28 protein-coding genes and 1 tRNA gene are annotated in these 20,332 nt (G+C 62.9%); 18 read left to right on the top strand and 11 right to left on the bottom strand.

The window, feature by feature from the left end:
* Nucleotides 1-289: hypothetical protein (locus AC0L2Z_RS12680; protein WP_473628147.1), on the top strand; the 289-nt coding region annotated here is incomplete at its 5' end.
* Nucleotides 290-990: 701 nt separating this feature from the next.
* Here AC0L2Z_RS12680 and AC0L2Z_RS12675 read toward each other — a convergent pair.
* Both AC0L2Z_RS12675 and AC0L2Z_RS12670 read right to left on the bottom strand, forming a co-directional pair.
* Nucleotides 991-1,272 carry a GNAT family N-acetyltransferase gene (locus AC0L2Z_RS12675; protein WP_473628062.1) on the bottom strand — a complete coding sequence of 94 codons (282 nt, stop codon included), beginning with the start codon at nucleotides 1,270-1,272 and terminating at the stop codon, nucleotides 991-993.
* 510 nt (nucleotides 1,273-1,782) lie between these two features.
* Entirely contained in the window at nucleotides 1,783-1,962 is a 180-nt protein-coding gene (locus AC0L2Z_RS12670; protein WP_128247673.1) for a hypothetical protein, read from the bottom strand.
* A 135-nt stretch (nucleotides 1,963-2,097) separates the two neighbouring features.
* Here AC0L2Z_RS12670 and AC0L2Z_RS12665 point away from each other — a divergent pair, with 135 nt between their 5' ends.
* Nucleotides 2,098-2,358, top strand: coding sequence for a hypothetical protein (locus AC0L2Z_RS12665; protein WP_023803861.1), 261 nt, complete (start codon nucleotides 2,098-2,100; stop codon nucleotides 2,356-2,358).
* Nucleotides 2,359-2,362: 4 nt separating this feature from the next.
* Complete coding sequence (locus tag AC0L2Z_RS12660; protein WP_473628064.1) at nucleotides 2,363-2,623, top strand: hypothetical protein; 261 nt, start codon at nucleotides 2,363-2,365, stop codon at nucleotides 2,621-2,623.
* 11 nt (nucleotides 2,624-2,634) lie between these two features.
* Here AC0L2Z_RS12660 and AC0L2Z_RS12655 read toward each other — a convergent pair whose 3' ends face one another.
* The gene (locus tag AC0L2Z_RS12655; protein ID WP_473628066.1) at nucleotides 2,635-3,333 is read right to left on the bottom strand and encodes an SOS response-associated peptidase; all 699 of its coding nucleotides are present in this window, start codon (nucleotides 3,331-3,333) and stop codon (nucleotides 2,635-2,637) included.
* A 276-nt stretch (nucleotides 3,334-3,609) separates the two neighbouring features.
* Here AC0L2Z_RS12655 and AC0L2Z_RS12650 point away from each other — a divergent pair, with 276 nt between their 5' ends.
* From AC0L2Z_RS12650 to minE, 4 genes are all read left to right on the top strand, one after another.
* A complete protein-coding gene (locus AC0L2Z_RS12650) occupies nucleotides 3,610-4,047 on the top strand; it encodes a hypothetical protein (protein ID WP_128170524.1) in 438 nt (145 codons plus the stop codon).
* A 165-nt stretch (nucleotides 4,048-4,212) separates the two neighbouring features.
* On the top strand, nucleotides 4,213-4,995 hold the full coding sequence (gene minC / locus AC0L2Z_RS12645; protein WP_023803857.1) for a septum site-determining protein MinC: 783 nt from the start codon (nucleotides 4,213-4,215) through the stop codon (nucleotides 4,993-4,995).
* Nucleotides 4,996-5,100: 105 nt separating this feature from the next.
* Nucleotides 5,101-5,916 carry a septum site-determining protein MinD gene (minD, locus tag AC0L2Z_RS12640; RefSeq protein WP_023803856.1) on the top strand — a complete coding sequence of 272 codons (816 nt, stop codon included), beginning with the start codon at nucleotides 5,101-5,103 and terminating at the stop codon, nucleotides 5,914-5,916.
* Nucleotides 5,913-6,185: a cell division topological specificity factor MinE gene (gene minE / locus AC0L2Z_RS12635; protein WP_023803855.1), complete on the top strand. Its 273-nt coding sequence runs from the start codon at nucleotides 5,913-5,915 to the stop codon at nucleotides 6,183-6,185. The genes minD and minE overlap by 4 nt, the downstream gene beginning before the upstream one ends.
* 712 nt (nucleotides 6,186-6,897) lie before the next feature.
* Here the strand turns inward: minE and yghU are convergent.
* Both yghU and AC0L2Z_RS12625 read right to left on the bottom strand, forming a co-directional pair.
* The gene (gene yghU / locus AC0L2Z_RS12630) at nucleotides 6,898-7,764 is read right to left on the bottom strand and encodes a glutathione-dependent disulfide-bond oxidoreductase (RefSeq protein ID WP_287259922.1); all 867 of its coding nucleotides are present in this window, start codon (nucleotides 7,762-7,764) and stop codon (nucleotides 6,898-6,900) included.
* 72 nt (nucleotides 7,765-7,836) lie between these two features.
* A complete protein-coding gene (locus tag AC0L2Z_RS12625) occupies nucleotides 7,837-8,103 on the bottom strand; it encodes a hypothetical protein (protein WP_473628148.1) in 267 nt (88 codons plus the stop codon).
* On the opposite strand from AC0L2Z_RS12625, the gene AC0L2Z_RS12620 reads away from it, so the two are divergent.
* The 3 genes from AC0L2Z_RS12620 (at nucleotide 7,991) to AC0L2Z_RS12610 (ending at nucleotide 12,011) form a co-directional block, all read left to right on the top strand.
* Complete coding sequence (locus AC0L2Z_RS12620; RefSeq protein WP_023803851.1) at nucleotides 7,991-8,893, top strand: S1C family serine protease; 903 nt, start codon at nucleotides 7,991-7,993, stop codon at nucleotides 8,891-8,893. The two genes, AC0L2Z_RS12625 and AC0L2Z_RS12620, sit on opposite strands and share 113 nt — an antisense overlap.
* Before the next feature lie 208 nt (nucleotides 8,894-9,101).
* Nucleotides 9,102-9,701: a YdeI/OmpD-associated family protein gene (locus AC0L2Z_RS12615; RefSeq protein WP_473520153.1), complete on the top strand. Its 600-nt coding sequence runs from the start codon at nucleotides 9,102-9,104 to the stop codon at nucleotides 9,699-9,701.
* A 162-nt stretch (nucleotides 9,702-9,863) separates the two neighbouring features.
* Entirely contained in the window at nucleotides 9,864-12,011 is a 2,148-nt protein-coding gene (locus tag AC0L2Z_RS12610; RefSeq protein WP_473628067.1) for an EAL domain-containing protein, read from the top strand.
* Between the two features lie 69 nt (nucleotides 12,012-12,080).
* On the opposite strand, the gene AC0L2Z_RS12605 is transcribed toward AC0L2Z_RS12610, so the two are convergent.
* The 3 genes from AC0L2Z_RS12605 to AC0L2Z_RS12595 form a co-directional block, all read right to left on the bottom strand.
* Nucleotides 12,081-12,410 carry a GYD domain-containing protein gene (locus tag AC0L2Z_RS12605; RefSeq protein ID WP_027155386.1) on the bottom strand — a complete coding sequence of 110 codons (330 nt, stop codon included), beginning with the start codon at nucleotides 12,408-12,410 and terminating at the stop codon, nucleotides 12,081-12,083.
* A gap of 165 nt (nucleotides 12,411-12,575) precedes the next feature.
* Nucleotides 12,576-12,758 carry a DUF3606 domain-containing protein gene (locus AC0L2Z_RS12600; RefSeq protein WP_473628069.1) on the bottom strand — a complete coding sequence of 61 codons (183 nt, stop codon included), beginning with the start codon at nucleotides 12,756-12,758 and terminating at the stop codon, nucleotides 12,576-12,578.
* Nucleotides 12,759-12,871: 113 nt separating this feature from the next.
* A tRNA-Gln gene (locus AC0L2Z_RS12595) sits at nucleotides 12,872-12,945 on the bottom strand.
* 122 nt (nucleotides 12,946-13,067) lie between these two features.
* On the opposite strand from AC0L2Z_RS12595, the gene AC0L2Z_RS12590 reads away from it, so the two are divergent.
* Nucleotides 13,068-13,454, top strand: a complete 387-nt coding sequence (locus tag AC0L2Z_RS12590; protein ID WP_287176245.1) for an ester cyclase — start codon at nucleotides 13,068-13,070, stop codon at nucleotides 13,452-13,454.
* A gap of 93 nt (nucleotides 13,455-13,547) precedes the next feature.
* Nucleotides 13,548-13,709 carry a hypothetical protein gene (locus AC0L2Z_RS12585; protein ID WP_156941651.1) on the top strand — a complete coding sequence of 54 codons (162 nt, stop codon included), beginning with the start codon at nucleotides 13,548-13,550 and terminating at the stop codon, nucleotides 13,707-13,709.
* A 92-nt stretch (nucleotides 13,710-13,801) separates the two neighbouring features.
* Here AC0L2Z_RS12585 and AC0L2Z_RS12580 read toward each other — a convergent pair whose 3' ends face one another.
* On the bottom strand, nucleotides 13,802-14,275 hold the full coding sequence (locus AC0L2Z_RS12580) for an Lrp/AsnC family transcriptional regulator (protein ID WP_473628070.1): 474 nt from the start codon (nucleotides 14,273-14,275) through the stop codon (nucleotides 13,802-13,804).
* 155 nt (nucleotides 14,276-14,430) lie between these two features.
* On the opposite strand from AC0L2Z_RS12580, the gene AC0L2Z_RS12575 reads away from it, so the two are divergent.
* Entirely contained in the window at nucleotides 14,431-15,177 is a 747-nt protein-coding gene (locus AC0L2Z_RS12575) for a tryptophan 2,3-dioxygenase family protein (RefSeq protein WP_128170516.1), read from the top strand.
* A gap of 272 nt (nucleotides 15,178-15,449) precedes the next feature.
* Nucleotides 15,450-15,884 carry a DoxX family protein gene (locus tag AC0L2Z_RS12570; RefSeq protein ID WP_128174995.1) on the top strand — a complete coding sequence of 145 codons (435 nt, stop codon included), beginning with the start codon at nucleotides 15,450-15,452 and terminating at the stop codon, nucleotides 15,882-15,884.
* A gap of 52 nt (nucleotides 15,885-15,936) precedes the next feature.
* On the opposite strand, the gene AC0L2Z_RS12565 is transcribed toward AC0L2Z_RS12570, so the two are convergent.
* Nucleotides 15,937-16,242, bottom strand: coding sequence for a hypothetical protein (locus AC0L2Z_RS12565; RefSeq protein WP_023803842.1), 306 nt, complete (start codon nucleotides 16,240-16,242; stop codon nucleotides 15,937-15,939).
* Between the two features lie 346 nt (nucleotides 16,243-16,588).
* Between AC0L2Z_RS12565 and AC0L2Z_RS12560 the strand changes: the two genes are divergently transcribed.
* From AC0L2Z_RS12560 to AC0L2Z_RS12545, 4 genes are all read left to right on the top strand, one after another.
* Complete coding sequence (locus tag AC0L2Z_RS12560) at nucleotides 16,589-16,999, top strand: hypothetical protein (protein ID WP_473628071.1); 411 nt, start codon at nucleotides 16,589-16,591, stop codon at nucleotides 16,997-16,999.
* A gap of 79 nt (nucleotides 17,000-17,078) precedes the next feature.
* Nucleotides 17,079-17,627, top strand: coding sequence for a terminase large subunit domain-containing protein (locus AC0L2Z_RS12555; RefSeq protein WP_287052791.1), 549 nt, complete (start codon nucleotides 17,079-17,081; stop codon nucleotides 17,625-17,627).
* A 291-nt stretch (nucleotides 17,628-17,918) separates the two neighbouring features.
* A complete protein-coding gene (locus tag AC0L2Z_RS12550) occupies nucleotides 17,919-18,674 on the top strand; it encodes a phage terminase large subunit family protein (protein WP_473628072.1) in 756 nt (251 codons plus the stop codon).
* Between the two features lie 113 nt (nucleotides 18,675-18,787).
* A complete protein-coding gene (locus tag AC0L2Z_RS12545) occupies nucleotides 18,788-19,285 on the top strand; it encodes a hypothetical protein (RefSeq protein WP_473628074.1) in 498 nt (165 codons plus the stop codon).
* Nucleotides 19,286-19,594: 309 nt separating this feature from the next.
* Here the strand turns inward: AC0L2Z_RS12545 and AC0L2Z_RS12540 are convergent, their stop codons facing one another.
* Nucleotides 19,595-20,212, bottom strand: coding sequence for a methyltransferase domain-containing protein (locus AC0L2Z_RS12540; RefSeq protein ID WP_473628076.1), 618 nt, complete (start codon nucleotides 20,210-20,212; stop codon nucleotides 19,595-19,597).
* Nucleotides 20,213-20,332: the final 120 nt, after the last annotated feature.

Raw genomic sequence — 20,332 nt, 5'->3', positions numbered from 1 at the left:
GGATTTTTCCAATGTTTTCCCCGGTGTGGGAATTCCCACAGCCGAGCCTGGTTCGACTGTCATATCCTTGTTGCAACGTCAGGCCCGCCGGCTCGTGCGCAAGCCGGCGAAAGGAAAGGGAACAGTCATGAAATTCTTGGCTCCCGTCACAAAACTTGCTGCGGGGTTTCGCAAATTCGTCGCGCCGCGCTACCGCCCGGAGCTTTATTACATGCGTGGCCCGGGGCCAGCCACCGCCCGCCGTATGGGCACGCGGCGGCAAAACCAATCCATCGACCACTACGCCTAACTTGCCTCGCGGACGGCTGACGCTCTCGCCCGGAGTGCCGTTCGCGCCGTTCCGTACCGGTCAATTCAGATCAATGAAGGTACGATCTGATCATGGTTATAATTCATGCTGCCGCCATTGGTCCATTTCGCAGGTGGTTACGCCTCCGCGCCGAGGGAAAAGCTCTCTTGTCGGCAACGGACCAGTTGAGCCGTTTACCCGATGACGTTCTTGGCGACATCGGCATCTCACGTGACGAAATCATTTGCGCCTTGCGAAGCCGCGCCATCCGTCATGCGGAGGCAGGCGCGGCCGGCACGACGATCGAGCGCACCAGGATCGCTTCGGCCTCGATCCCGAAACGGTTGGCCGCCGGCAGTAGCTACGCCTCGGCCGAGATCCCCTTTGGCTGGTCCACGAGCGCGCGATCGAGCCTTACATCGCGGCTTCGACAAGCAGCGGCGCGCGGACGGGACCTTCGAACGGCACTACACCTGCGACCCCAAGGACTGAATGTTGACCGACGGGAACTGGGGAGGATCTCAAAATGATCATGTCAGTTGTTAAGTCCCTCGCGCTCGCTCACGCTGACATGCCAATCAAACAGCTGAAAGACGTCTATTTGGATTGCGAACGGGGAGGCCGCCGTTGGGGACGGAAGACGTGATGTACTGTTCGATGCGCGAGTTCCGACTAGGCGCGCGATAGCAGTTTGCGCATAATCACCGATGCATGGCCTTCTGCACCGTGCAACGCGGCCACTTCGAACCATGTTTGCGGTAAAAGGCCATTGCCCGGTCGTTTCCCTCGAGCACTTCGAGTGCGATGCTCAGGATGCCGGAATGGGCGGCAAAGACAGCGTGCAATATATTAGCGGCTAGCCCGGTGCCGTACTCGCTTTGATCGATGTGGAGCCGGTCAAGCATGACGTCGCCGGCTTCATTCATCTTGGCCATCGCGTAGCCGGCAATCGAGCCGTCTGGCCGTTCTGCCACGAACGACATTTTGTTGGTGTCTGTCAAGTTCCGCCGCAATCCGCTGCCGTGTGATCTTCATCCGAAATCAGGGCCGCGGTCTCGGCACCCATGATTGGCGAGTACGTCCTGCGCCAAGACTCTCCAATGAGCAGCGATACCGACGGCACGTCCTGCTCAGTCATGGCTCTGATTTGCGTCATCGATAACGTCCCCTGCCGGTCAATTATAGCGTTGCCGGACGGGCCGCTCAAATTCGGAGCGGCGGCCTACCGCCGCTTCATCGCATGGGGGTCACGCCGTTCCCTACATCTACCATCAGGCATGGTCCGCAGGTCGACTCCTACCGATGAGCTAACGTCCGCTCTGGAGAAGCACCGCGAATGTCTGAACATGGCGCAACCAGGACCAATAGCTTCGCGCTGCCGATGTCCCCTTTCGAGTAACAGCGAAATTGCTTCGAATGACCAAGATAGGCGCTAAGCCGACCTTCGAACGGCACGATTGAACACGCGTCCTGCTACCGTCATCTCTAAGCGCTTACCGGGTCGCCCGGCGCCGTCCCTCCACGGCGTCAAGCCGCTCCTGCAGGTGCCCATTGAGCACGATCATCTCCTTGAGTGCCTTCACCGCGTCGCCCTTGTGCTGGGCGATGAACTTTTGGGCGATCGCCTGAAGGGCGGCCTCCTGGCGTCTGTCCAGCGTCACGATGTGGTCCATGGCGATGCCTCCGACAGTTTCTGTTTAAATTGAACAAAACGGGAACAAAAATGTTAAGTGTGAATTGACTTGGCGAGGAATACATTCCTATTTGTCGGTGGTGGGGCGGTTGCTCACAAAGTGGGGAGAGCCGCGATGGGCAGACGAAAAAGCCGGTTTGACAGGCTGTCGGCGAGGCATGCCGAGGCGATCATCAGCGACGCTCTCAGCCTGCGCAGGACGGTGCTTTCGTCGCAACTGCATCTGAAGGCGCATGGCGAGCTGTTTTGGCAGCTTTGCGGGCTTGTCGAAAAATTGCATGAGGTGATGGCCAGCGTAGCGGAGAAGGAGCCCGATTTCCAGATGCCGGATCTTGGCCTGCTTCCGCTTCCCGAGGGCTATTTGACTCGGAAATGAGGCCATGGCCGGGCCGATGGACAGCGTTGGACGTGCCGCGAAGGCCAACATGCTGCTGATCGTCGAGTGCGGCCACTGCTACCATGTCGGGCGTTTTCGGGCCAACGACGTGGCCAAGGTGGTGGGCTGGAACAAGCCGCTGGAGACCATCCGATTCAGATGCAAGCGGTGCAACCGAACGGACACGACGGTGAAGACCCAGTTCGTCGACCAGGACCATCCGCCGAAGGGCTACATCTGGGTGCTGCAACAATTCAAGCTTTAGAACAGCGAACCCTATACCGGCGCCTGTGGGGCCTGCGGCGGAAATTTTATCTGTGTCGCCGGCTTGTCGACGATCACCAGCGCGTCGTCGGGTGCCGTGCGCTGCAGGTGCCTGGCCTGCGACCACGGTGCGGTCAGCCAGGTCTCGGTTTCCTCCTGCGTGGTTAGGATCACGGGCATCGCCTTCTCGTGGATCGGCGCGATCAGGGCGTTGGGCCTGGTGGTCAGAAAACCGTAGAGCTCGAACTCGCCGGGGCCATCCTTGACCTTGCGCACGCCTTGCCAGGGCGTCCACAGGCCGGCGAAGAAGAACAGCGGCCGCGCCTCGTTCAGCGCGAACCAGTAGTTTTTCTGGATACCGGTATCCGGGTCCTTGTCGCCCGGCGTTGGGCTCGGTTCGGCAAAACTGGTCAGCGGCACCACGCAGCGGTTCTCGACGCCGAGATATTGCTGCCAGTGGCCGTATTGCGGGTTGCGGATGTTGGTGGTGCCGTAGTCGGCCTTGCCCTTCACGCGCTCGACCGGCGTCGGCATGCCCCACAGCAGGTTGGCCAGTTCCCGCTCACCGTCCGGCGCGTTGCGCACTACCGGGCCGGGCTGGTTGGGGTAGATGTCGATGGAGGGCTCGAGATTGCCGAGACTGTCGCGCAAGGCGCGGGTCCACTGGCGGATCGCCTCCTGGCTGGTGGTGATGTTGTAGAGGTTGCACATGTCGAGCCCAGGGATGTTCAGGCATCTTGCGGGAAAGGGCAGGTAATTTCCAGCGCTCTCCGGCCGGCTGCTGACACGCTACCCCAGCCCACAGCGCCACGATCACCGCCGCCATCCCGGCGATCGACCGCGGCAGAAGGATACCGCCGCGCGCAGCACGGCGAACCGCGGGCTCCGCCTACGCAACGCACACCGCTCGCGCGCGTTCTACCCATTAGGAGGAGCATGGCGATGTGACAGCTGGTCTCATGCGCTCACAATTGGAGGCTAACCACCATGTCTAAGTTCAAAGATGCCCTTGACCGCGGCAAGGAAGCTCGCCGTGAGCAAGAGGAGAAGGTCGGCAATGAGAAGGCCGAGGGGGTGGACTTCGGCGCGCAAGCAAGGGCCTGGCTAAACGACGTCGTGGTTGCGTCGCTGGAAACGGCCAGGGCTGACGTAGCAGGCGAGGTGGCCGTCGAGATGGACACCGCGCCACGCCGCCAAGCCAAAGCATCAACACCATCTATTCGGTTCAGAATCTACAGGAAGCGGGGAACGGAAAAGGAGGTGGTCGGAAGAACGTTCACGGTCAACGTTCAGCTGAGTGGACAAGTGTCGGTCTCTTCGCCGGGGATTGTGGCAAGAGAAGTGGGAAACATCGGGGATAGGGCTGACGAGCGGTTCTCTAGCTTGCTGGCGGAACTGATCGAGGACGCAGCGAAGGGCACTTAGCCAGCAAGGTGTCGAGGAGGGGCCGGCGATTTCCAGCGTTGTCTGCGGCTGCTGACACGCCGAGCCTGTCAGTAACAGCTTTCCGGACGCCGCAAACAGCCCTCCGTTAACCTTTCGTTAACCATGGCTGGCTAGCGTTTACCTATCAGTAAGGAATCGCTGTCCGTGACCTTCGCCGCCCCCGTCGAGACCAAATCCATTCGCTTTCGCGCCCGCTCCTTCGTCGCCTTCACGCTCACCCCGGAGACGCCGCTTTCGGAGTGGCTGGAAAGCCTCGACCGCTGGATCGGCAATTCTCCCGGCTATTTTGCCGGCCGCCCGGTGGTGCTCAACCTCAACACGTTGAAGCCCGCGGTCAGCCAGATCGAAGCGCTGGTTGCCGAGCTTGGCCTGCGCGGCATCCGCATCTATGCCATCGAGCTCGAAGGCAACACGGTGCTTGAGCCCAGTCTGCCGCCTTTGCTGATCGGCGCCAAAGAGGCCACAGCCGGGCTGCTCATGCAGGCCGACCAAAAGGCTGCCGGCGGGCCGGAAGAGGCGGGCAGGGCGGAAGAAGGCAGGGCGGAACCGGGCAAGCAGTCAGAAGACAGGCAACCAGAAGACAGGCTGCCGGACGCGCCGGCCACGCTGATGGTCAAGACGCCGATTCGCTCGGGCCAGTCGATCTTCCACGCGCATGGCGATGTCATCGTGCTGGGCTCGGTCGCCTCCGGTTCCGAGATCGTCGCTGCCGGCTCGATCCACGTCTACGGCACGTTGCGCGGGCGGGCGTCGGCCGGTGTGCTCGGCCATTCGGCGGCGCGCATCTTCTGCCGCAAAAACGAGGCCGAACTGCTGTCGGTCGACGGCTGGTATTGCACCGCCGAGGAGATGGAGCCGGCCTTGCGTGGAAAAGCGGTGCAGGCGTTTCTGGAAAAAGACACGCTGCGCATCGCGCCGTTCAGCTAATGCAGTCGCCCGAAAGTATGCAGCAGTTTTAGAATTAAAACAAAGACTTAAGCGCATCGCATGAATCAAACGCTTAACAATACAAACAACAATAAGGAGGCATAGATGGGCAAAGTTGTGGTGGTCACCTCGGGCAAGGGGGGCGTCGGCAAGACGACCTCGACGGCCGCCCTTGGCGCCGCCGTCGCGAGAACCGGCAAGAGGGTGGCGCTGGTCGACTTCGACGTGGGTTTGAGGAATCTCGACCTGATCATGGGCGCCGAGCGGCGGGTGGTGTTCGACCTGGTCAACGTCATCCAGGGAACGGCCAAGCTGTCGCAGGCGCTGATCCGCGACAAGCGGGTCGAGACACTGTTCCTGCTGCCGGCCTCGCAGACGCGCGACAAGGATGCGCTGACCGAGGAGGGCGTCGGCGAGGTGATCGAAAAGCTGAGCTCGGTGTTCGACTACGTCTTCTGCGACAGCCCGGCCGGCATCGAGCGCGGCGCGCAGCTTGCCATGCGCTTTGCCGACGAGGCGGTCATCGTCACCAACCCGGAAGTCAGCTCGGTGCGCGATTCCGATCGCATCATCGGCCTGCTCGACGCCAGGACCGTCAAGGCCGAGCGGGGCGAGCAGATCGCCAAGCATGTGCTGGTGACGCGGTACGATGCGGCGCGCGCGGCGCGCGGCGAAATGCTCTCGATCGACGATGTGCTCGAGATACTGTCGACGCCGCTGCTGGGCATCATTCCCGAGAGCCAGGACGTGCTCAAGGCCTCCAACCTCGGGTCGCCGGTGACACTCAGCGATCCGACCAACTCCGCCGCCCGCGCCTATATCGAGGCGGCCAAACGGCTCGAGGGCGAGGACCTGCCGGTCGTCGTGCCGTTCGAGCGCAAGGGCTTTCTCGATCGGCTTTTTGGAAGGAGGGCAGCATGAGCCTGTTAGACCTCTTCAAGCGGCGCGGCAGCGCGCCGGTGGCGCGCGAGCGGCTGCAGGTGCTGCTCGCCTATGAGCGCCGCAACCGCAGCCAGCCCGATCTCGTCTCGGTGTTGCGCGAGGAGATCATGGCCGTCATCGCCAGGCATGTGCAGATCGACCAGGATTATCTGCAGGTCTCGATGGATCGCGGCGAGACGATGTCGACGCTGGAGATCGACATCCAGATCCCCAACAAGAGCGCTAGGCCGCTGGCCATGTCGGCCTGAGCGTTGCGCCTGTAGTAGTTTTTGACGCCGGCGGGACAGCGCCCCCCCTCTGGCCTACCGGCCATCACCCCAATGCCCGGCAGGACAGAGGGGGGGTACTGTCCCGCCGACATCTTCTTATTTATATCAACCATAGGTTGCATTAAATACTTCCCATCCATTTGCCACTTGCGCAACCAACAAAAGGGTGAAAACCTTGGTCCGGGGTAAATGGGCAAGGGTGGTCGTCGCGGCTGTTAGAAGCTCCGGGGCGGTCTTGAAGAGCGATGAATTTTCCACAGTTCCTGGTGGGGATGACCGCCGCGGCATTCGTCGTGGCGCTCTCGACTTTTTTGGCAACGGGTTCAATCTGGAAGGCGCTCGGCTGGACGGTCCTCACCTTGATCGTTCTGCAGCTTGGATATTTTTTGTCCGTCGTCCGGCTGATCTATAGGGCCGAACGAAAGACACACAGTGACCGCGACCCGCGAGTACTGGACCGTCGAGACTGCATGCGGTTTCGAGATTCAGGTCGGCCACCACAAATATAAACATGCCTAGACCATGATGTTCATCAGATAGACAGTATGGTCTAAACCGCTTGAAAGCGGACATGTTCGGTTCTGGGAATGTGCCTTGGACGTTCCGTTACTTTAGTCAACCAGTATATATCTCCGGGTGCATATGCCCGATACTGCGCAGCGCGTCATCCGCTCCAGCTCCGTCGCTCCGATCATTCCGCCGCCAGCTTGTCCTGCGTCCTGGTGTCGAAGTCGCTGGCGTCGTGGCGCTCGTGCAGTTGCATCGCCGGCTCGCCGAAGGCGCGGTTGACCATGCGGCCGCGCTGCACCGCCGGCCGCGCGTCGATCGCGTCGGCCCAGCGCTGCACGTGCTTGTATTCCTGCACCGACAGGAACGCGCCGGCGTCGTTGTACATGCGGCCCTTGGCCAGCCCGCCATACCAGGGCCACACGGCGATGTCGGCAATCGTGTAGGCGTCGCCGCCGAGATATTCGCTTTCAGCCAGCCGCCGGTCGAGCACGTCCATCTGGCGCTTCACCTCCATGGCGAAGCGGTCGATGGCATATTCGAACTTTTCCGGTGCATAGGCGTAGAAATGGCCGAAGCCGCCGCCGAGATAGGGCGCCGAGCCCATTTGCCAAAACAGCCACGACAGGGTTTCTGCGCGCGCCGGCTGCTCGATCGGCAGGAACTCGCCGAACTTCTCGGCCAGATGCAGCAGGATCGAGCCGGATTCGAAGACGCGGATCGGCTTTGGCCCGCTGCGGTCCATCAGCGCCGGGATCTTGGAGTTGGGATTGACCTCGACGAAGCCGCTGCCGAACTGGTCGCCGTCGTTGATCCTGATCAGCCAGGCGTCATATTCGGCGCCTTTGTGGCCGCGCGCCAACAACTCCTCCAGCATGATCGTCACCTTCACGCCGTTTGGTGTCGCCTGCGAGTAAAGCTGCAGCGGATGCTTGCCGACCGGCAACTGCTTGTCATGCGTCGGGCCGGCGATCGGCCGGTTGATGCTGGCGAAGGCGCCGCCATTCTCCTTGTTCCAGGTCCATACTTTCGGCGGTGTGTATTGGTTCATTTCGGAGGCCTTTGATGTGAGCGGAGAGGGTCTTGGGGAGGATCAGCTTGCATAGATACAGGTAGTGCGGGCTCACGGAAGTTCAACTTGTGTTGAACTATTGTCGATATCGGCAGCGCAAGCCTGCGCGATTGCATCCGGCCCTTGCGCCTCGTCACATGCGCCATAGCTATAGAAGATGCCGGCCCTCTGAACGGTCGTCGTGAATATGGCCAGGATTGAGAGCATGACCATCGATACGATTTTGCGGTCCATCGTGACGGTGCGGGCTTCGATCCCGGATGATGCCTTCACCGCGAATGCGCTAGGCACCAGCCGGGAAGGCAGCGGCGTGGTCATTCGCGACAACGGCCTGGTGCTCACCATCGGCTATCTGATCACCGAGGCGGAAGAAGTCTGGCTGACCGACCACAGCGGGCGCGTGATTCCCGCGCACGCGCTCGCCTACGACCAGGAAACGGGCTTCGGCCTGGTGCAGGCGCTGGCCCCGCTCTCCCTGCCCGCAGTGGCTTTCGGCGACGCGGCCAGGGCGATGGCCGGCGACCCGGTGGTGCTCGCCGACGGCATCGGCCAGGCGGTAAGCGCGTACATCGTCACCAAGCAGGAATTCGCCGGCTATTGGGAATATCTGCTGGACGAGGCGATCTTCACCGCGCCGGCTCATCCGTCATGGGGAGGTGCGGCCCTCATCGGGCAGGACGGCAGGCTGCTCGGCATCGGTTCGCTGCGCCTGCAGATGAGCCGCGCCGGCGAGATCGCCGATATCAACATGGTGGTGCCGATCGACCTGCTGCCGCCCATCCTCGACGATCTGCTGACACGCGGCCAGGTTGCCAAGCCACCGCGCCCATGGCTCGGCGCCTTCTCCGCCGAAAGCAATGGCGAGGTCGTGGTGATGAGCGTCGCCGAAGGCAGCCCGGCCGCCGAAGCCGGCCTGCGCCAGGGCGACATCATCTCGGATGTGCGCGACGGCGAAGTCGACGGGCTCGCCGATTTCTACCGCAAGTTGTGGCAGAACCAGGCGGGGGCGGAGATCCCGTTGCGGGTTGTGCGCGACGGCCGCGAAACCTGGCTGCGCGTCAAGTCGGCCGACCGCAACAGCTTTCTCAAGAAACCGCAGCTGCAGTGAAGCTCCTTTCCTTCCCCCCTTGTGGGCCTTGTGGGAGAAGGTGGATCGGCGCGCAGCGCCGAGCCGGAAGGCCGCAGGTTATTACATCACGATTTGAAGGACCGCCATGGGCGCCGGCCTTGCAACAAGGCCACTGTTGCTCCATTCGATCGGAGCCAAGCAGCGACAAAGGAGAACCGATGACGACCACAGAAAGGCAGACCCGCTGATGGCGCCAGTCGAGGTCGACCCCGCCAAGGTCCGCGAATTCAGCGATGCCGAGAGCTTCTACACCTGGCTCGGCAAGCATCACGACACCGAGACAGAAATCTGGATCAAGATCCACAAGGTCGGTTCGGGACTGCCTTCGATCACGCCCAAGGAGGCCATCGACGTCGTGCTGTGCTGGGGCTGGATCGATGCCGTGCGCAAGGGGCTCGACGACAAGAGCTATTTGCAGCGCTACACACCGCGCGGCAGGAAGAGCATCTGGAGCCAGATCAACGTCGACAACGTCGCCCGGCTGATCGAGGCGGGCCGGATGACCGAGCATGGGCTCAAACAGGTCGAGGCGGCGAAGGCCGACGGGCGCTGGGCGCGCGCCTATGCAAGCGGCAAGGACATGAAAATCCCCGCGGATCTGCGGGCCGCAATAGACGCCGAGCCCGAGGCAAAGGCGATGCTGGCAAGGCTCAGCGCGCAGAACCGCTTCGCGCTCGCCTTCCGCATCCACAACATGAAGACCGAGGCTGGCCGCGAGAAGAAGATCGCCGCCTTCGTCGAGATGCTGAAGCGCGGTGAGGCGATCTACCCGCAAGGGAAGAAGTGAGGCTGGCGCCGTCGCGGCTGTGGCTGCCATTGCGGCAAAGTTCCCGCCTCGTGGGTGTCAGGGTGAGAGAAATTGGCCGTCCACCCCAGCCGCTGCGCAGTAACGGATTCTTCTTTGCTTTTGCCTCATAATAGCGGCGACGAGGCAGGCGAAGTCCAGAGCATGGCCGAAAAGAAAAATCGCGACGGAGAGTTCTGGGAGCTGGCGCTCGAACGCGCGCATCTTGGCGTCTGGGATTGGGATCTCAGGAGCGGCGACTGTTTCTACTCGGCGATGTGGTTGCAGATGCTCGGCTATGGCGAGGGTGAGCTTGCCGAGACAAGCGATCTCTGGCTGCAGCTGACGCATCCCGACGATCGCGAGCGGGCGTTGGCCAGCGGCGAACGCCACATTGCCGGCCTGACCGATTCGATCGAGACCGAGCTCAGGCTGAAGCACAAATCCGGTCACTGGGTATGGGTTCTCGATCGCGGCGGAGTGGTCGAACGCGACGCCGAAGGCCGGCCGGTCAGACTGATGGGCGTCCAGACCGACATCACCAAGCAGAAGCAGGCGGAAGCAGAGCTTGAACAGGTCAACGTCCGCTTTCGCCTGGCATTGGCGGCCAGCGGCACCGGCATCTGGCACCACGATCTCGCCACACGCAAAAGCTACTGGGACAAGCGGACGCGGGACATCTACGGGCTTGTCGCCGACACCGACGAAGTGTCGCAAGACCTCTGGCACAGCTATCTGCATCCGGACGACCGGGCCGACGCCGAGCGGGCCCATTTGGCGCCGCTGCAAACGCAAAAGGTCGTCGCCGTGCAATACCGCATCATCAAGCGGGACGGCGAAATCCGACATCTCGAATCGCTGATACGGTTCGCCGACGCCCAGTCGTCGGGCCAGATCCTGGGCACGGTGCGCGACATCACCGAGGCGAAGCAACGCGAGCAGGAACTTGCCCATGCGGCCCGCCATGACGCGCTGACCGGCCTTTTGAACCGCGCCGCTTTCGACCGGCTGCTGGCCAAGCACATCGCAACGGCGCGCCGGCTCGCGGTGTTCTACGTGGATCTCGACTACTTCAAGGCACTGAACGACTTCGCCGGCCACGCCGCCGGCGACCTTGCCCTGAAGAGCGTCGCCGAGCGCATTCTGGGCTGTCTGCCGCCGTCGGTGCACGCCGCGCGCCTCGGCGGCGACGAGTTCGCGCTGCTGGTGCCTGATTGCGACGCAGCGCAAGCCGAGCGTCTCGCCGGCGCCGTTCTCGCGGCGGTTCGCGATGCCGATCTCGGCTTGACGGCGACGTCGCGCAAGCTCGCGGCCAGCATCGGCATCGCCTTTGTCGCCGATGCGAATACCGCAGTGGCCGACGCGCTCGCCTGCGCCGACGACGCCTGCTATGCGGCCAAGGCTGCCGGGCGCAATCGCTTCGCGGTGTTCTCGCCCGAGACGACGTCCGGTTCCAGCGGGCTCAATGCGGCGCGGCTGGCGGCCGACACCGTCGACGCCATGGCGGACGGAAGGCTGAAACTGTTCGGCCAGGAAATCCACCAGCTCGGAAAACCCTGGCAAGAAAGCCGCCATGTCGAGGTCCTGGCGCGGCTCGCCGGCCGCAACGGGCGGCTGATCCCGCCGGGCGAGTTCATCCCGGCGGCGGAGCGGTTCGGCGTCGCCTCGCGGCTCGACCGCTGGATCATCAGGACGGCGCTGTCGCTTCATGGTCCGGCGCTGAAGTCAGGGGCGCTCACGCTCGGCTTCAACCTGTCGGCGCAGACGCTCAGCGACCCGCAGCTTTGGGATTTCGTCGACGCCATCATCGCCGAGACCGGGGCGCCGCATTCCGGCATCGGCTTCGAGATCACCGAAACCGCCGCGGTCACCAATTTCGCAGCTGCCGAGCAGTTCGTCGGCAAGGCGCGCGAGCGGCGCTGCCGCGTCAGCCTCGACGATTTCGGGGCGGGCATGAGCTCGTTCGAATATCTCCGGCGCTTTCCCGTCGACACGATCAAGATCGACGGCTCGTTCATCGAGCATATTGCCGATAGCCGCTTCGACCGCGAGATCGTCTCGGCGATATCCGGCATCGCCAGGAGCCTCGGCTGCTCCGTGGTGGCGGAGAAGATCGAAGCGCAGGATGCGCTCGACATCCTCGCGGATATGGGCATTGCCTTCGGCCAGGGATTTCTGCTGCACCGGCCGGAACCGCTGCAGGCGATCGTGGCGCGGGCGTGCGCGGCCCGGGCGAGCGCGACACAAGCGAGCGTGGCACGGGCGAGCAAGACACGGGCGAGCGCGCCGGCACCAGCCGGACGGCGAGCCTAGCCCGGATCTCTCCGGGCTAACCGGGCGAAAAGTCCGCGAAACCGGTCCGGCGCCGTGATGCGCGACTGGTCAGGACTTTCCCGGCGGGCGATAGCGGACCGACTTCGCCTTGCCAAGCGCTTGCATCGTCTCTTCGACGCTCAGGAGAACGGTGGTCTCGTACGAACTGAGCGCTCCTCCCGCACCAATGGCAAGCATGACCGATGCCATCGAAACGTTGTCGGGCGCTTCCCACAGGTTCCAGCCATCGTGCTCTCCGAAGCCGTACCAGAACCCGTGCAGCTTTCCGCCTACCGATTCGATGTAGGTGCGGGCTGCCTCGCGTCTATCCTCGGGGTTTTCGATCAGGCGCGCCCAGGTCTCGGGCGTATAGCTGAATCGTGAGAGATACATGGGCATGGTTCGCCTCCAGGGCCGCCGATCCCCCAGCGGCTCGGCGTCGAGGGGATCGAGGGAGGGGCTGGCGCCGAGCCTGACCGGCTTGGTTGGTTCACCGGCTGACAAAATATGCGCTCAGGCTAATATAATCGCAACACCTATCCTGCAGGCCGCCGCCGATGCGGGTCAGGCGTTGCGGCTCGCCATATGCGCGTCGAGCTTCTTTCTCGAAGGCCCGTACCGCTTGATGATGGTCGCGGCCTCGCTCGGCGGTATACCATATTTTTTCGCAAACGCCGCTACGTCGTAAGGCTTCTCGCCGGCGGCCGGTTTGCGGTCCTGCTTGCTCCTGGATTTGTCGTCGGCCATGTCGTCCTCCATCATATCTGGTGGTTATAGGGTTCCTTGGTCGGCCCGACCATCCATGCCAGTTTGGAAAGGGGAGGCACGCCGGTCTGACCGGTTGCCCGGCGGGGCGATGCTGGTTCCCGCTCATGGGCTCGAACCACGATTCACGCCTTCAAAGGGCGCTGTCCTACCATTAGACGAAGCGGGAATAGAGGAAGTGACGCTATCTAGCACTTTCTCATCCGCGCATGAAGCTGCTTCATGTCATCATCGGCTCGAGCATGAGACACGCCCTTTCGGCGGGGCCTTGCAGGGACGGGAGCAATCGCCGTGACTAGAACCGACCTCTCCGACATCTACCGAGACTACATTGCCTGCCTGAACAAGCAGGACTGGCCGAAGCTGGGGCAGTTCGTTGATGATGAAGTGGTCCACAACGGTCGGCGGCTCGGTCTATCAGATTATCGCAAAATGCTGGAGAGAGACTTTGCTGAAATTCCGGACCTTTATTTCAACGTCCAGATGCTGATTTCCGATCCGCCCTACATAGCGAGCCGGCTCGGGTTCGACTGCGCGCCGAAAGAAAGCTTCCTCGGCCTCCCTGTAAATGGGAGGAGAGTTTCCTTTGCCGAGAATGTTATCTATGAATTTGGGGACAAAAAGATTGTAGAAGTATGGTCTGTCATAGACAAGGCTGCCATCGAAGCTCAGCTTTAGCGCAGGAATGCTCGGCCGTCGTTCCACGTTCCGATATGAACCACGATATGAACAATGGCAACTGCCTGTCTACCGCCTGTCAAGGACCCGGCCTTGACGCCTGAACACGCTGCCCCAGATTACGCGGCGGAGTTTTCAGATATGCGATACGACTGGCAGGGGCGCAAATTCCTGGAACGGCATTTCGGCATTGTTATCGCAATTGGCCTGGCTGCAGGGCTGTCGGCCCTGGCAGCGCTGGGCTACACGCCTTAAGTCGCGGATACCGCGCCCAAACCCCTAAGGTAAGCGAAAAATAGCGGTGCGACGCGACCAGACCGGGGCAAGACCGTTGCCGGCCCGCTATGCTATCGATTCTGCTGGGCATGCCCCACGGCATTGGCGAAAGAAATGTCATCCTTGATCTCGCGCATCGCCATCGAGGTGATCGTGCGGCGCACGCCCGGCAGGCGGCTGAGCTCGACGCGCAGCATCCTGTCCAGCGCCATCATGTCGACGGCCACGATCTGCAGGAGATAGTCGGCCTCGCCTGTCGTGGCGTGGCAGCGCCGGATCAGCGGATGCGCCTGGACGGCGGCCTCGAAGGCTTCGGAGAGTTCGAAATCGATCGACACCTGGATGAAAGCTTCGATGCCGAAGCCGAGCTTGGCCGGGTCGACCCGCGTCGAGTAGCCGCGGATGATGCCGGCGTCCTCCAGCGCCTTGACCCGCTTCCAGCACGGCGTCTTGCTTAAGCCGACCTCGTCGGCGAGCACTGCGAAGGAGGTGCGCGCATCGCGTTCCAGCGCCGCGACGATCTTCCGGTCGACCGCATCCAGCATCACACGTTCTCCAAACCTTCGCGATGCACGAACATTCGTCCTCCATTTTCTGGCATTTGGATAACACAAAGGAACAATGTTCAAGTGAAAAGCGACTAAACTGCGGGCTCGGACCGAACAGGGAGCCCTATGGGCCGGGCAAAGGAGCAGCTGCCATGCACAAGCCGGATTATTACGCCCGTATCGAAGCGCCCGAGATGCGCGACTATGGGGTCTACCTCAGCTGCGACAAGCTACTCGCCTGCCAGAAGCCGCTGGCCGAGATGGTCAATGCCGACGAGCTGCAGTTCCAGATCGTCCACCAGGTCGAGGAGCTGTGGATGAAGCTCATCGCCTACACGCTGGTCGATGTCGTCGACTTCCTCGAGCAGCAGAACACCCATCGCATCGTCACGCTGATGGGGCGGGTGCATCGGCTGATGCGCCTGATGACGGCGCAGCTCGACCTGCTCGAAACCATGTCGCCCAAGGAATACCAGGAGATTCGGCTGCAGCTCGGCAACGGCAGCGGCCAGGAATCGCCGGGCTTCAGGCTCTTGCTGCGCATGCCGCCGGACCTGTGGCGGGCGTTCAAGGCGTCCTATCTCGATGGTCGCGGGCTCTCGGTCGAGGATGTCTACGATGTCAGCTATGATCACGGCGACAGCTATGTCGTCGCCGAGGCGCTGATCGAATTCGACGAGCTGTTCCAGAAATTCCGCGCCAATCATCTTTATCTCATCCACCGCTCGATCGGGCTCGGCTCGAAATCGCTCAAGGGCCGGCCGGTCGAACTGCTGCAGGCCGGCGCCCTGCATCGCTTCTTCCCGGAGCTGTGGGACATACGCTGCGACATGACCGACCGCTGGAGCGGCCAGTATGGGACTGTGCGGGCACCGATCAGCCACCACGCGGCCGAGTAGATCCAGGCTTGGGTTCCTCGCCCCGCGCGAAGCGGGGGGAGAGGTGGCCGCGAAGCGGCCGGAGAGGGGCCTTTTCTTTGCAGGCGCTGTCCCCCTCTCCGTCGCGGCTTCGCCGCGCCACCTCTCCCCCACTTCGGTGGGGGAGAGGAACCCAGTCCTGCAGCGGCCTGGCTGCTTGCGCTGTCTCAGCCAGTATTCTCGGGGGATGATGTCGGGTTTGCGGCTGGTGCAACGTCCTTGGGGCGAAATCGGTCGCAACCCTGGAGGACGGCATGTCATCGGAAACCACCCAATCACCGGCTCAACCACCGTGGCAGACCGCGGCAATCCTGACTGGCCGCTTGATCTTCGCAGCCGTCTTCCTCATGGCGGTGACCTTCAAATTCATCGACATGGGCGCCACCGCGGGCTACATCGCCGCCGCCGGATTTCCGTTCCCGCTGTTTCTGGCCTGGTGCGCGGCCGTGCTCGAAGTCGTCCTCGTGCTGTGCTTCCTGACCGGCGCCTTGTTCTCGCAGGCCGCTCTTGTCGCCGGAGCCTATGTGCTGTTCCTCGCCTTTGCCTTCCACGGGCCGTCGCACTGGGCCGGAAACCAGGCCGAGTTCGGCTTTTTCGTCGATCATTTTACTTTCCTGGCCGGGCTGCTGTTTGCCGCCGTGCATGGGCCGGGCCGTGTGCTGACCTGGAAGCCTGCATCGGCCAGCTGATCGTAGCTCGGCTGGCAAGCGGCGGTCCGACCGGACGGGGGCGATCGCGACGTCACATCTGGTCGTTGTAGGGTTCCTTCATCTGGCCGACCATGCGCGCCAGTTTGGAGAAGGACGGCATGTCCGCCTCCGGCTGACACTGGTTCGCCAGTTCCAGCAGCCGGATCGGGAAGTTGACGGCATCGCGGCTCGAGGCCGACATGCCTTCTGAGCGCTCCTCGCTGGTCTCGCTGGCTTCGGCCTTGCGCAAGGCGATGTCTATCTCTTCGACCGTCAGCACGCCCTTGCGGACAAGGACCTGATTGATCGATGCGACGGCCATCAGCAGGCCCTCGAGTTGCAGATTGGCGACATTCATGGCTTTGCTCCCATTGGCAAATTGCAAACGCGCGAGCGCCGGTTCCGATCCGGACAGCTGCAGCATAGCGCGGCGCGCAGCCGAATTTTAGGCCGGCCCGCGAGATTTCGCTTGCTTTGTGACGGCAGCTATGCTAGGAATATAGTCATGGTGCTGATTTGCGCCAACGACCCGCCCACCGAGGCGGGTTTTTTTAATTCAAGCCTTCTCACAAGTTCGTGCCTGTGTTGCCGATATCAAATGTCGGCGGGACAGCGCCCCCCTCTGTCCTGCCGGACATCTCCCCCACTTGGGGGCGATCGGATGTCACCTCGGCTTTCGCCAATCACCAGCATCGCGGTAGGCCATGGCCGAGAATCCTTTCGACGACGAACCGGCTGATGTGGCCGAACCCAAGCCTTCCGGCCGGCTGAAGCGAGCGAAAAAAACGCTGGCCGATGGTTTTCTGGAAACCATCCGCGCCGATTTCCGGGCGCATGGCGCCGGTGTCATCGCCGAGGTTCGTACCGAAAAGCCCGATCAGTATCTGAAGATCGTGCTGTCGGTGCTGCCCAAGGATCTGCATCTCAACATCAACAGTCTGGAAGCACTGAGCGATGACGAAATCAGGCAGCGCATCCGCGGCCTCGAAGCCGTCCTGCGGCCGTTTCTCGAAAAGTCCGGCGTCGCAGGACCGTGCCTCGCAAAGCCGGGCTGCGACGGCGAAGACCGAGTATCTGAGCCTGCTCAGGGAATTGGACCGGAGGCGGCGCACTAACCAGCTTGCCGCCTACCGGCCTTATCCGCGACAGGCCGAGTTCCATGCGGCCGGTGCTGCCAACCGAGAACGCCTGTTCATGGCCGGCAACCAGCTCGGCAAGACAAGGGCCGGCGGCGCCGAATGGGCGATGCATCTCACCGGCCGCTATCCCGAGTGGTGGCAAGGCAAGGTTTTTGACACGGCCGTGCGGCTGTGGGCGGCGGGCGTCACCGCCGAGGGCACGCGCGACAACCCGCAGCGCATTTTGATCGGCCCGCCGCAGCAGCCGGCGGCGTGGGGCACCGGCATGATCCCGGCCGACGCCATTGTCAGCACCATCATGGGGCGCGGCGCGCCGCATGGGCTGGACAGCGTCGTCGTGCGCCATGGCGGCGGCGGTGATGTGCAGGCCGATGAATCGGTGCTGTCGTTCAAGAGTTTTGAGAAGGGCCGCGAGAAGTGGCAGGGCGAAACGCTGCACGGCGTCTGGTTCGACGAGGAACCACCGCTCGACATCTATTCCGAAGGCCTGACCCGCACCAACGCCACAGGCGGCATCACCATAGTCACCTTCACGCCGTTGCTCGGCATGTCGGAAGTGGTGCTGTTGTTTCTGTCGGCGGAAGAGGTGGAGGGGATGGGGTGAGGGGGCGGCGGCCTTGCCTTCTCCCCTTGTGGGCGAAGGTGGATCGGCGCGCAGCGCCGAGACGGAAGAGGGGTGCTGGACGGAGTGCGGTTTTTGCCAAGCTTTAACACCCCTCATCCGACCTCGCGGAGCCTGTCCTCGGGCTTGCCGGAGGCAAGACCCGTGGGCGAGGCCACCTTCTCCCACAACAAGGGGAGAAGGGAGAGCGGCCGCCTTGGCCAGAAAAATCTTGGCCAAACAACACCATACGGCCGGCGCCTGCCAACATGATTCAAGTGCGAGGGCGAAGAAATGACCCGCCACGTCACCTTCATGACCATCGATGATGCCGAGCATTACACGCCGCAGCAGCGCGCCGCGATCGTATCGGCCTATCCGGCGCATGAGCGCGAGGCGCGGGCGAGGGGCATTCCGGTGCTGGGCTCCGGCCGCATCTTTCCGGTGGCGGAGGAACTGATTGCCTGCGAGCCGTTCCGGCTGCCGCGCTACTGGCCGCGGCTCGGGGCGCTGGATTTCGGCTGGGATCACCCTTCCGCTGCTGTCGATCTCGCCTGGGACACGGAGGCCGACGTCGTCTATGTCGCAAAAGCCTGCCGCGCCTCGCAGCAAACGCCGGCCATGCAGGCGCTGACCCTGCAACCGTGGGGCGAATGGCTGCCCTGGGCGTGGCCGCGCGACGGCCGCCGCGAGACGCTGGAAGGTGCGGGCGTGGCACTTGCCCGGCAATATGGCGCGCATGGTCTGAACATGCTTTCCAGCCATGCGCAGTTCGCCGACGGTTCGGTGTCGGTCGAGGCCGGGCTGATCGAGATGCTCGACCGCATGCAGAGCGGCCGCTTCAAGGTGTTCTCGACGCTTCTGCCCTGGTTCGAGGAGCTTCGGCTCTACCATCGCAAAGACGGCCAGGTGGTGAAGCTGCGCGACGACCTGATGGCGGCGACACGCTATGGTGTGATGATGCTGAGGGAAGCGGTGGTCGACGCGGCGGAGTTCAAGACGGCACGGCGAAAGCCAGGGCAGAGCGATCCGCTGGGGGCGTTCCGGTGAGGGGACCCCGCCGATGACCGTCGCATTGTCAGCGCTACGCTGCGCGACCTCTCCTACATCGCCGCCAACCTGCGGCCCGAGGACCGGACGGAGATCGACTGCCAGTTCGACGAATGGTCGCCGGCGCTGCTGGCGCTGACGGCGCTGCAGGGTTTGGCTATGTCGCCGAGCTGAACGGCAATCCGGAGGCCGGCTTTGGCGCCGCCGAGCAGCGCGGCGGCCTATGGATCGCCTGGAGCTGGGGCACGCGCCGCATGAGGCGCTGCGTGCCTGGGATCACGACGTTCTTTCACGCGGTGGTGGGTCCGCAGGTTGCCGCGCACGGCGCCTGGCGGGTCGAGGCCCGGGCGCTGGCCACCAATGAACTGGCGCTGCGCTGGCTGGCCCGGCTGGGCGCCACGCAACGCTGCCGCCTGCCGGGCTATGGCAAGAACGGCGAAGATTTTTTGCTCTACGACTGGACAAGGTCGTCTGACTTTGGGTCGTCTGACTTTGGAGAAAGCTGGAACCATGTGCCTTTTTCAAAAGCCGCCGGCGCTGAAGCCGTTGCCACCGGCACCGACCATTGCCGACAAGGACGTGCAGGCGCGCGAAGCAGCGCTCCGGGCTGAGCTCGAGCAGCGCGAGGGAACCGCCGGCACGGTCAAGACCGATTTGTCGCCGAGCGAACTCAGCGGCCAGCGCCGCGTGCTGCTGGGGATTTGATGTGGGGAGGAGGGTAGCGTCTAGCAGCACCCCCCTCTGTCCTGCCGGACATCTCCCCCTCAAGGGAGGAGATTGGATGTCACCTCAGCTTTCGCCAACCACCAACGCTGGAAGGCTGGCGAAACGCCGAAGCTGCCAATCTCCCCCCATGAGGGGGAGATGGCCGGCAGGCCAGAGGGGGGTGTTCAAGCACCGACGTCGAACTCTGCGCGCTCTCACCCTGGCTTGCGCGCGAAGGCCCAGACCATCAGCGGATATTCCTCGTCGTTGCTGAGGTCGCGCCATAGGCCGTAGGCGCGCACCGGCCCGCCGATATGGGCTTTTGCGCAGGCTTTGTTGCCCCAGCTGAACACTTCAATGTTTGCCTGGGGGAAGCCGCCCTCGACCAGGATCTGCTTGAGGCCGGCGGCGGTCCAGCGGTTGTAGTCGTGCGGCCTGGCATGCACCCTGAACAGGAACGGCGTCGCCACCATCGCCCAGCCGCCCGGCCGGGTCATGGCGTGGATATTCTGTGCCGCGGCAAACGGGCGCTGCACATGCTCCAGCACCTGGTCGGCGATGACGACGGAATATTGCCGGTCGGTGCGGTCCTTGCAGATGTCGAAATCAGGGAAATCGACCGATGTATAGTTGGAGCAAATCGTCTTCCAGTGGCGGTTCCAGCCGGGCGAGATCTCGATCACGTCTGAGGATTTGCGGCCGTCGGCCTCAAGAAACGCGGTGAACGCCTCGATCTGCCTGATGCGCAGCCAGTTGCGGGAATCGTAGCCGATCAGCCGCTTTGCAACCTGCTTGCTTCGCCGCTTCAGGGCGCCGGGTAGGCTTTCCGTCATTGTCAAATCGATCTCCTTGAGTCGCCGCCCCGCGCCCCTTGAACATCGCAAAAGCGAACAAAATTCGACCTGGCCTTGGCAATATCTGGGCTTCGAACAAGCTGATACATCAGAACAAGG

The organism is Mesorhizobium sp. WSM4850, assembly GCF_055811735.1.
Note: the sequence above shows the minus strand (reverse complement) of the source record. Positions and strands in the feature narration are given on the sequence as shown.

What these genes read in the sequence shown, in the direction of transcription:
- AC0L2Z_RS12675 (WP_473628062.1), bottom strand. Translation starts at nt 1,272, where the DNA reads ATGTCGTTCGTGGCAGAACGGCCAGACGGCTCGATTGCCGGCTACGCG.
- AC0L2Z_RS12670 (WP_128247673.1), bottom strand. Translation starts at nt 1,962, where the DNA reads ATGGACCACATCGTGACGCTGGACAGACGCCAGGAGGCCGCCCTTCAG.
- AC0L2Z_RS12665 (WP_023803861.1), top strand. Translation starts at nt 2,098, where the DNA reads ATGGGCAGACGAAAAAGCCGGTTTGACAGGCTGTCGGCGAGGCATGCC.
- AC0L2Z_RS12660 (WP_473628064.1), top strand. Translation starts at nt 2,363, where the DNA reads ATGGCCGGGCCGATGGACAGCGTTGGACGTGCCGCGAAGGCCAACATG.
- AC0L2Z_RS12655 (WP_473628066.1), bottom strand. Translation starts at nt 3,333, where the DNA reads ATGTGCAACCTCTACAACATCACCACCAGCCAGGAGGCGATCCGCCAG.
- AC0L2Z_RS12650 (WP_128170524.1), top strand. Translation starts at nt 3,610, where the DNA reads ATGTCTAAGTTCAAAGATGCCCTTGACCGCGGCAAGGAAGCTCGCCGT.
- minD (WP_023803856.1), top strand. Translation starts at nt 5,101, where the DNA reads ATGGGCAAAGTTGTGGTGGTCACCTCGGGCAAGGGGGGCGTCGGCAAG.
- minE (WP_023803855.1), top strand. Translation starts at nt 5,913, where the DNA reads ATGAGCCTGTTAGACCTCTTCAAGCGGCGCGGCAGCGCGCCGGTGGCG.
- yghU (WP_287259922.1), bottom strand. Translation starts at nt 7,764, where the DNA reads ATGAACCAATACACACCGCCGAAAGTATGGACCTGGAACAAGGAGAAT.
- AC0L2Z_RS12620 (WP_023803851.1), top strand. Translation starts at nt 7,991, where the DNA reads ATGACCATCGATACGATTTTGCGGTCCATCGTGACGGTGCGGGCTTCG.
- AC0L2Z_RS12625 (WP_473628148.1), bottom strand. Translation starts at nt 8,103, where the DNA reads ATGACCACGCCGCTGCCTTCCCGGCTGGTGCCTAGCGCATTCGCGGTG.
- AC0L2Z_RS12615 (WP_473520153.1), top strand. Translation starts at nt 9,102, where the DNA reads ATGGCGCCAGTCGAGGTCGACCCCGCCAAGGTCCGCGAATTCAGCGAT.
- AC0L2Z_RS12610 (WP_473628067.1), top strand. Translation starts at nt 9,864, where the DNA reads ATGGCCGAAAAGAAAAATCGCGACGGAGAGTTCTGGGAGCTGGCGCTC.
- AC0L2Z_RS12605 (WP_027155386.1), bottom strand. Translation starts at nt 12,410, where the DNA reads ATGCCCATGTATCTCTCACGATTCAGCTATACGCCCGAGACCTGGGCG.
- AC0L2Z_RS12600 (WP_473628069.1), bottom strand. Translation starts at nt 12,758, where the DNA reads ATGGCCGACGACAAATCCAGGAGCAAGCAGGACCGCAAACCGGCCGCC.
- AC0L2Z_RS12580 (WP_473628070.1), bottom strand. Translation starts at nt 14,275, where the DNA reads ATGCTGGATGCGGTCGACCGGAAGATCGTCGCGGCGCTGGAACGCGAT.
- AC0L2Z_RS12575 (WP_128170516.1), top strand. Translation starts at nt 14,431, where the DNA reads ATGCACAAGCCGGATTATTACGCCCGTATCGAAGCGCCCGAGATGCGC.
- AC0L2Z_RS12570 (WP_128174995.1), top strand. Translation starts at nt 15,450, where the DNA reads ATGTCATCGGAAACCACCCAATCACCGGCTCAACCACCGTGGCAGACC.
- AC0L2Z_RS12565 (WP_023803842.1), bottom strand. Translation starts at nt 16,242, where the DNA reads ATGAATGTCGCCAATCTGCAACTCGAGGGCCTGCTGATGGCCGTCGCA.
- AC0L2Z_RS12560 (WP_473628071.1), top strand. Translation starts at nt 16,589, where the DNA reads ATGGCCGAGAATCCTTTCGACGACGAACCGGCTGATGTGGCCGAACCC.
- AC0L2Z_RS12555 (WP_287052791.1), top strand. Translation starts at nt 17,079, where the DNA reads ATGGCCGGCAACCAGCTCGGCAAGACAAGGGCCGGCGGCGCCGAATGG.
- AC0L2Z_RS12550 (WP_473628072.1), top strand. Translation starts at nt 17,919, where the DNA reads ATGACCCGCCACGTCACCTTCATGACCATCGATGATGCCGAGCATTAC.
- AC0L2Z_RS12545 (WP_473628074.1), top strand. Translation starts at nt 18,788, where the DNA reads ATGGTCGCCGGCGCTGCTGGCGCTGACGGCGCTGCAGGGTTTGGCTAT.
- AC0L2Z_RS12540 (WP_473628076.1), bottom strand. Translation starts at nt 20,212, where the DNA reads ATGACGGAAAGCCTACCCGGCGCCCTGAAGCGGCGAAGCAAGCAGGTT.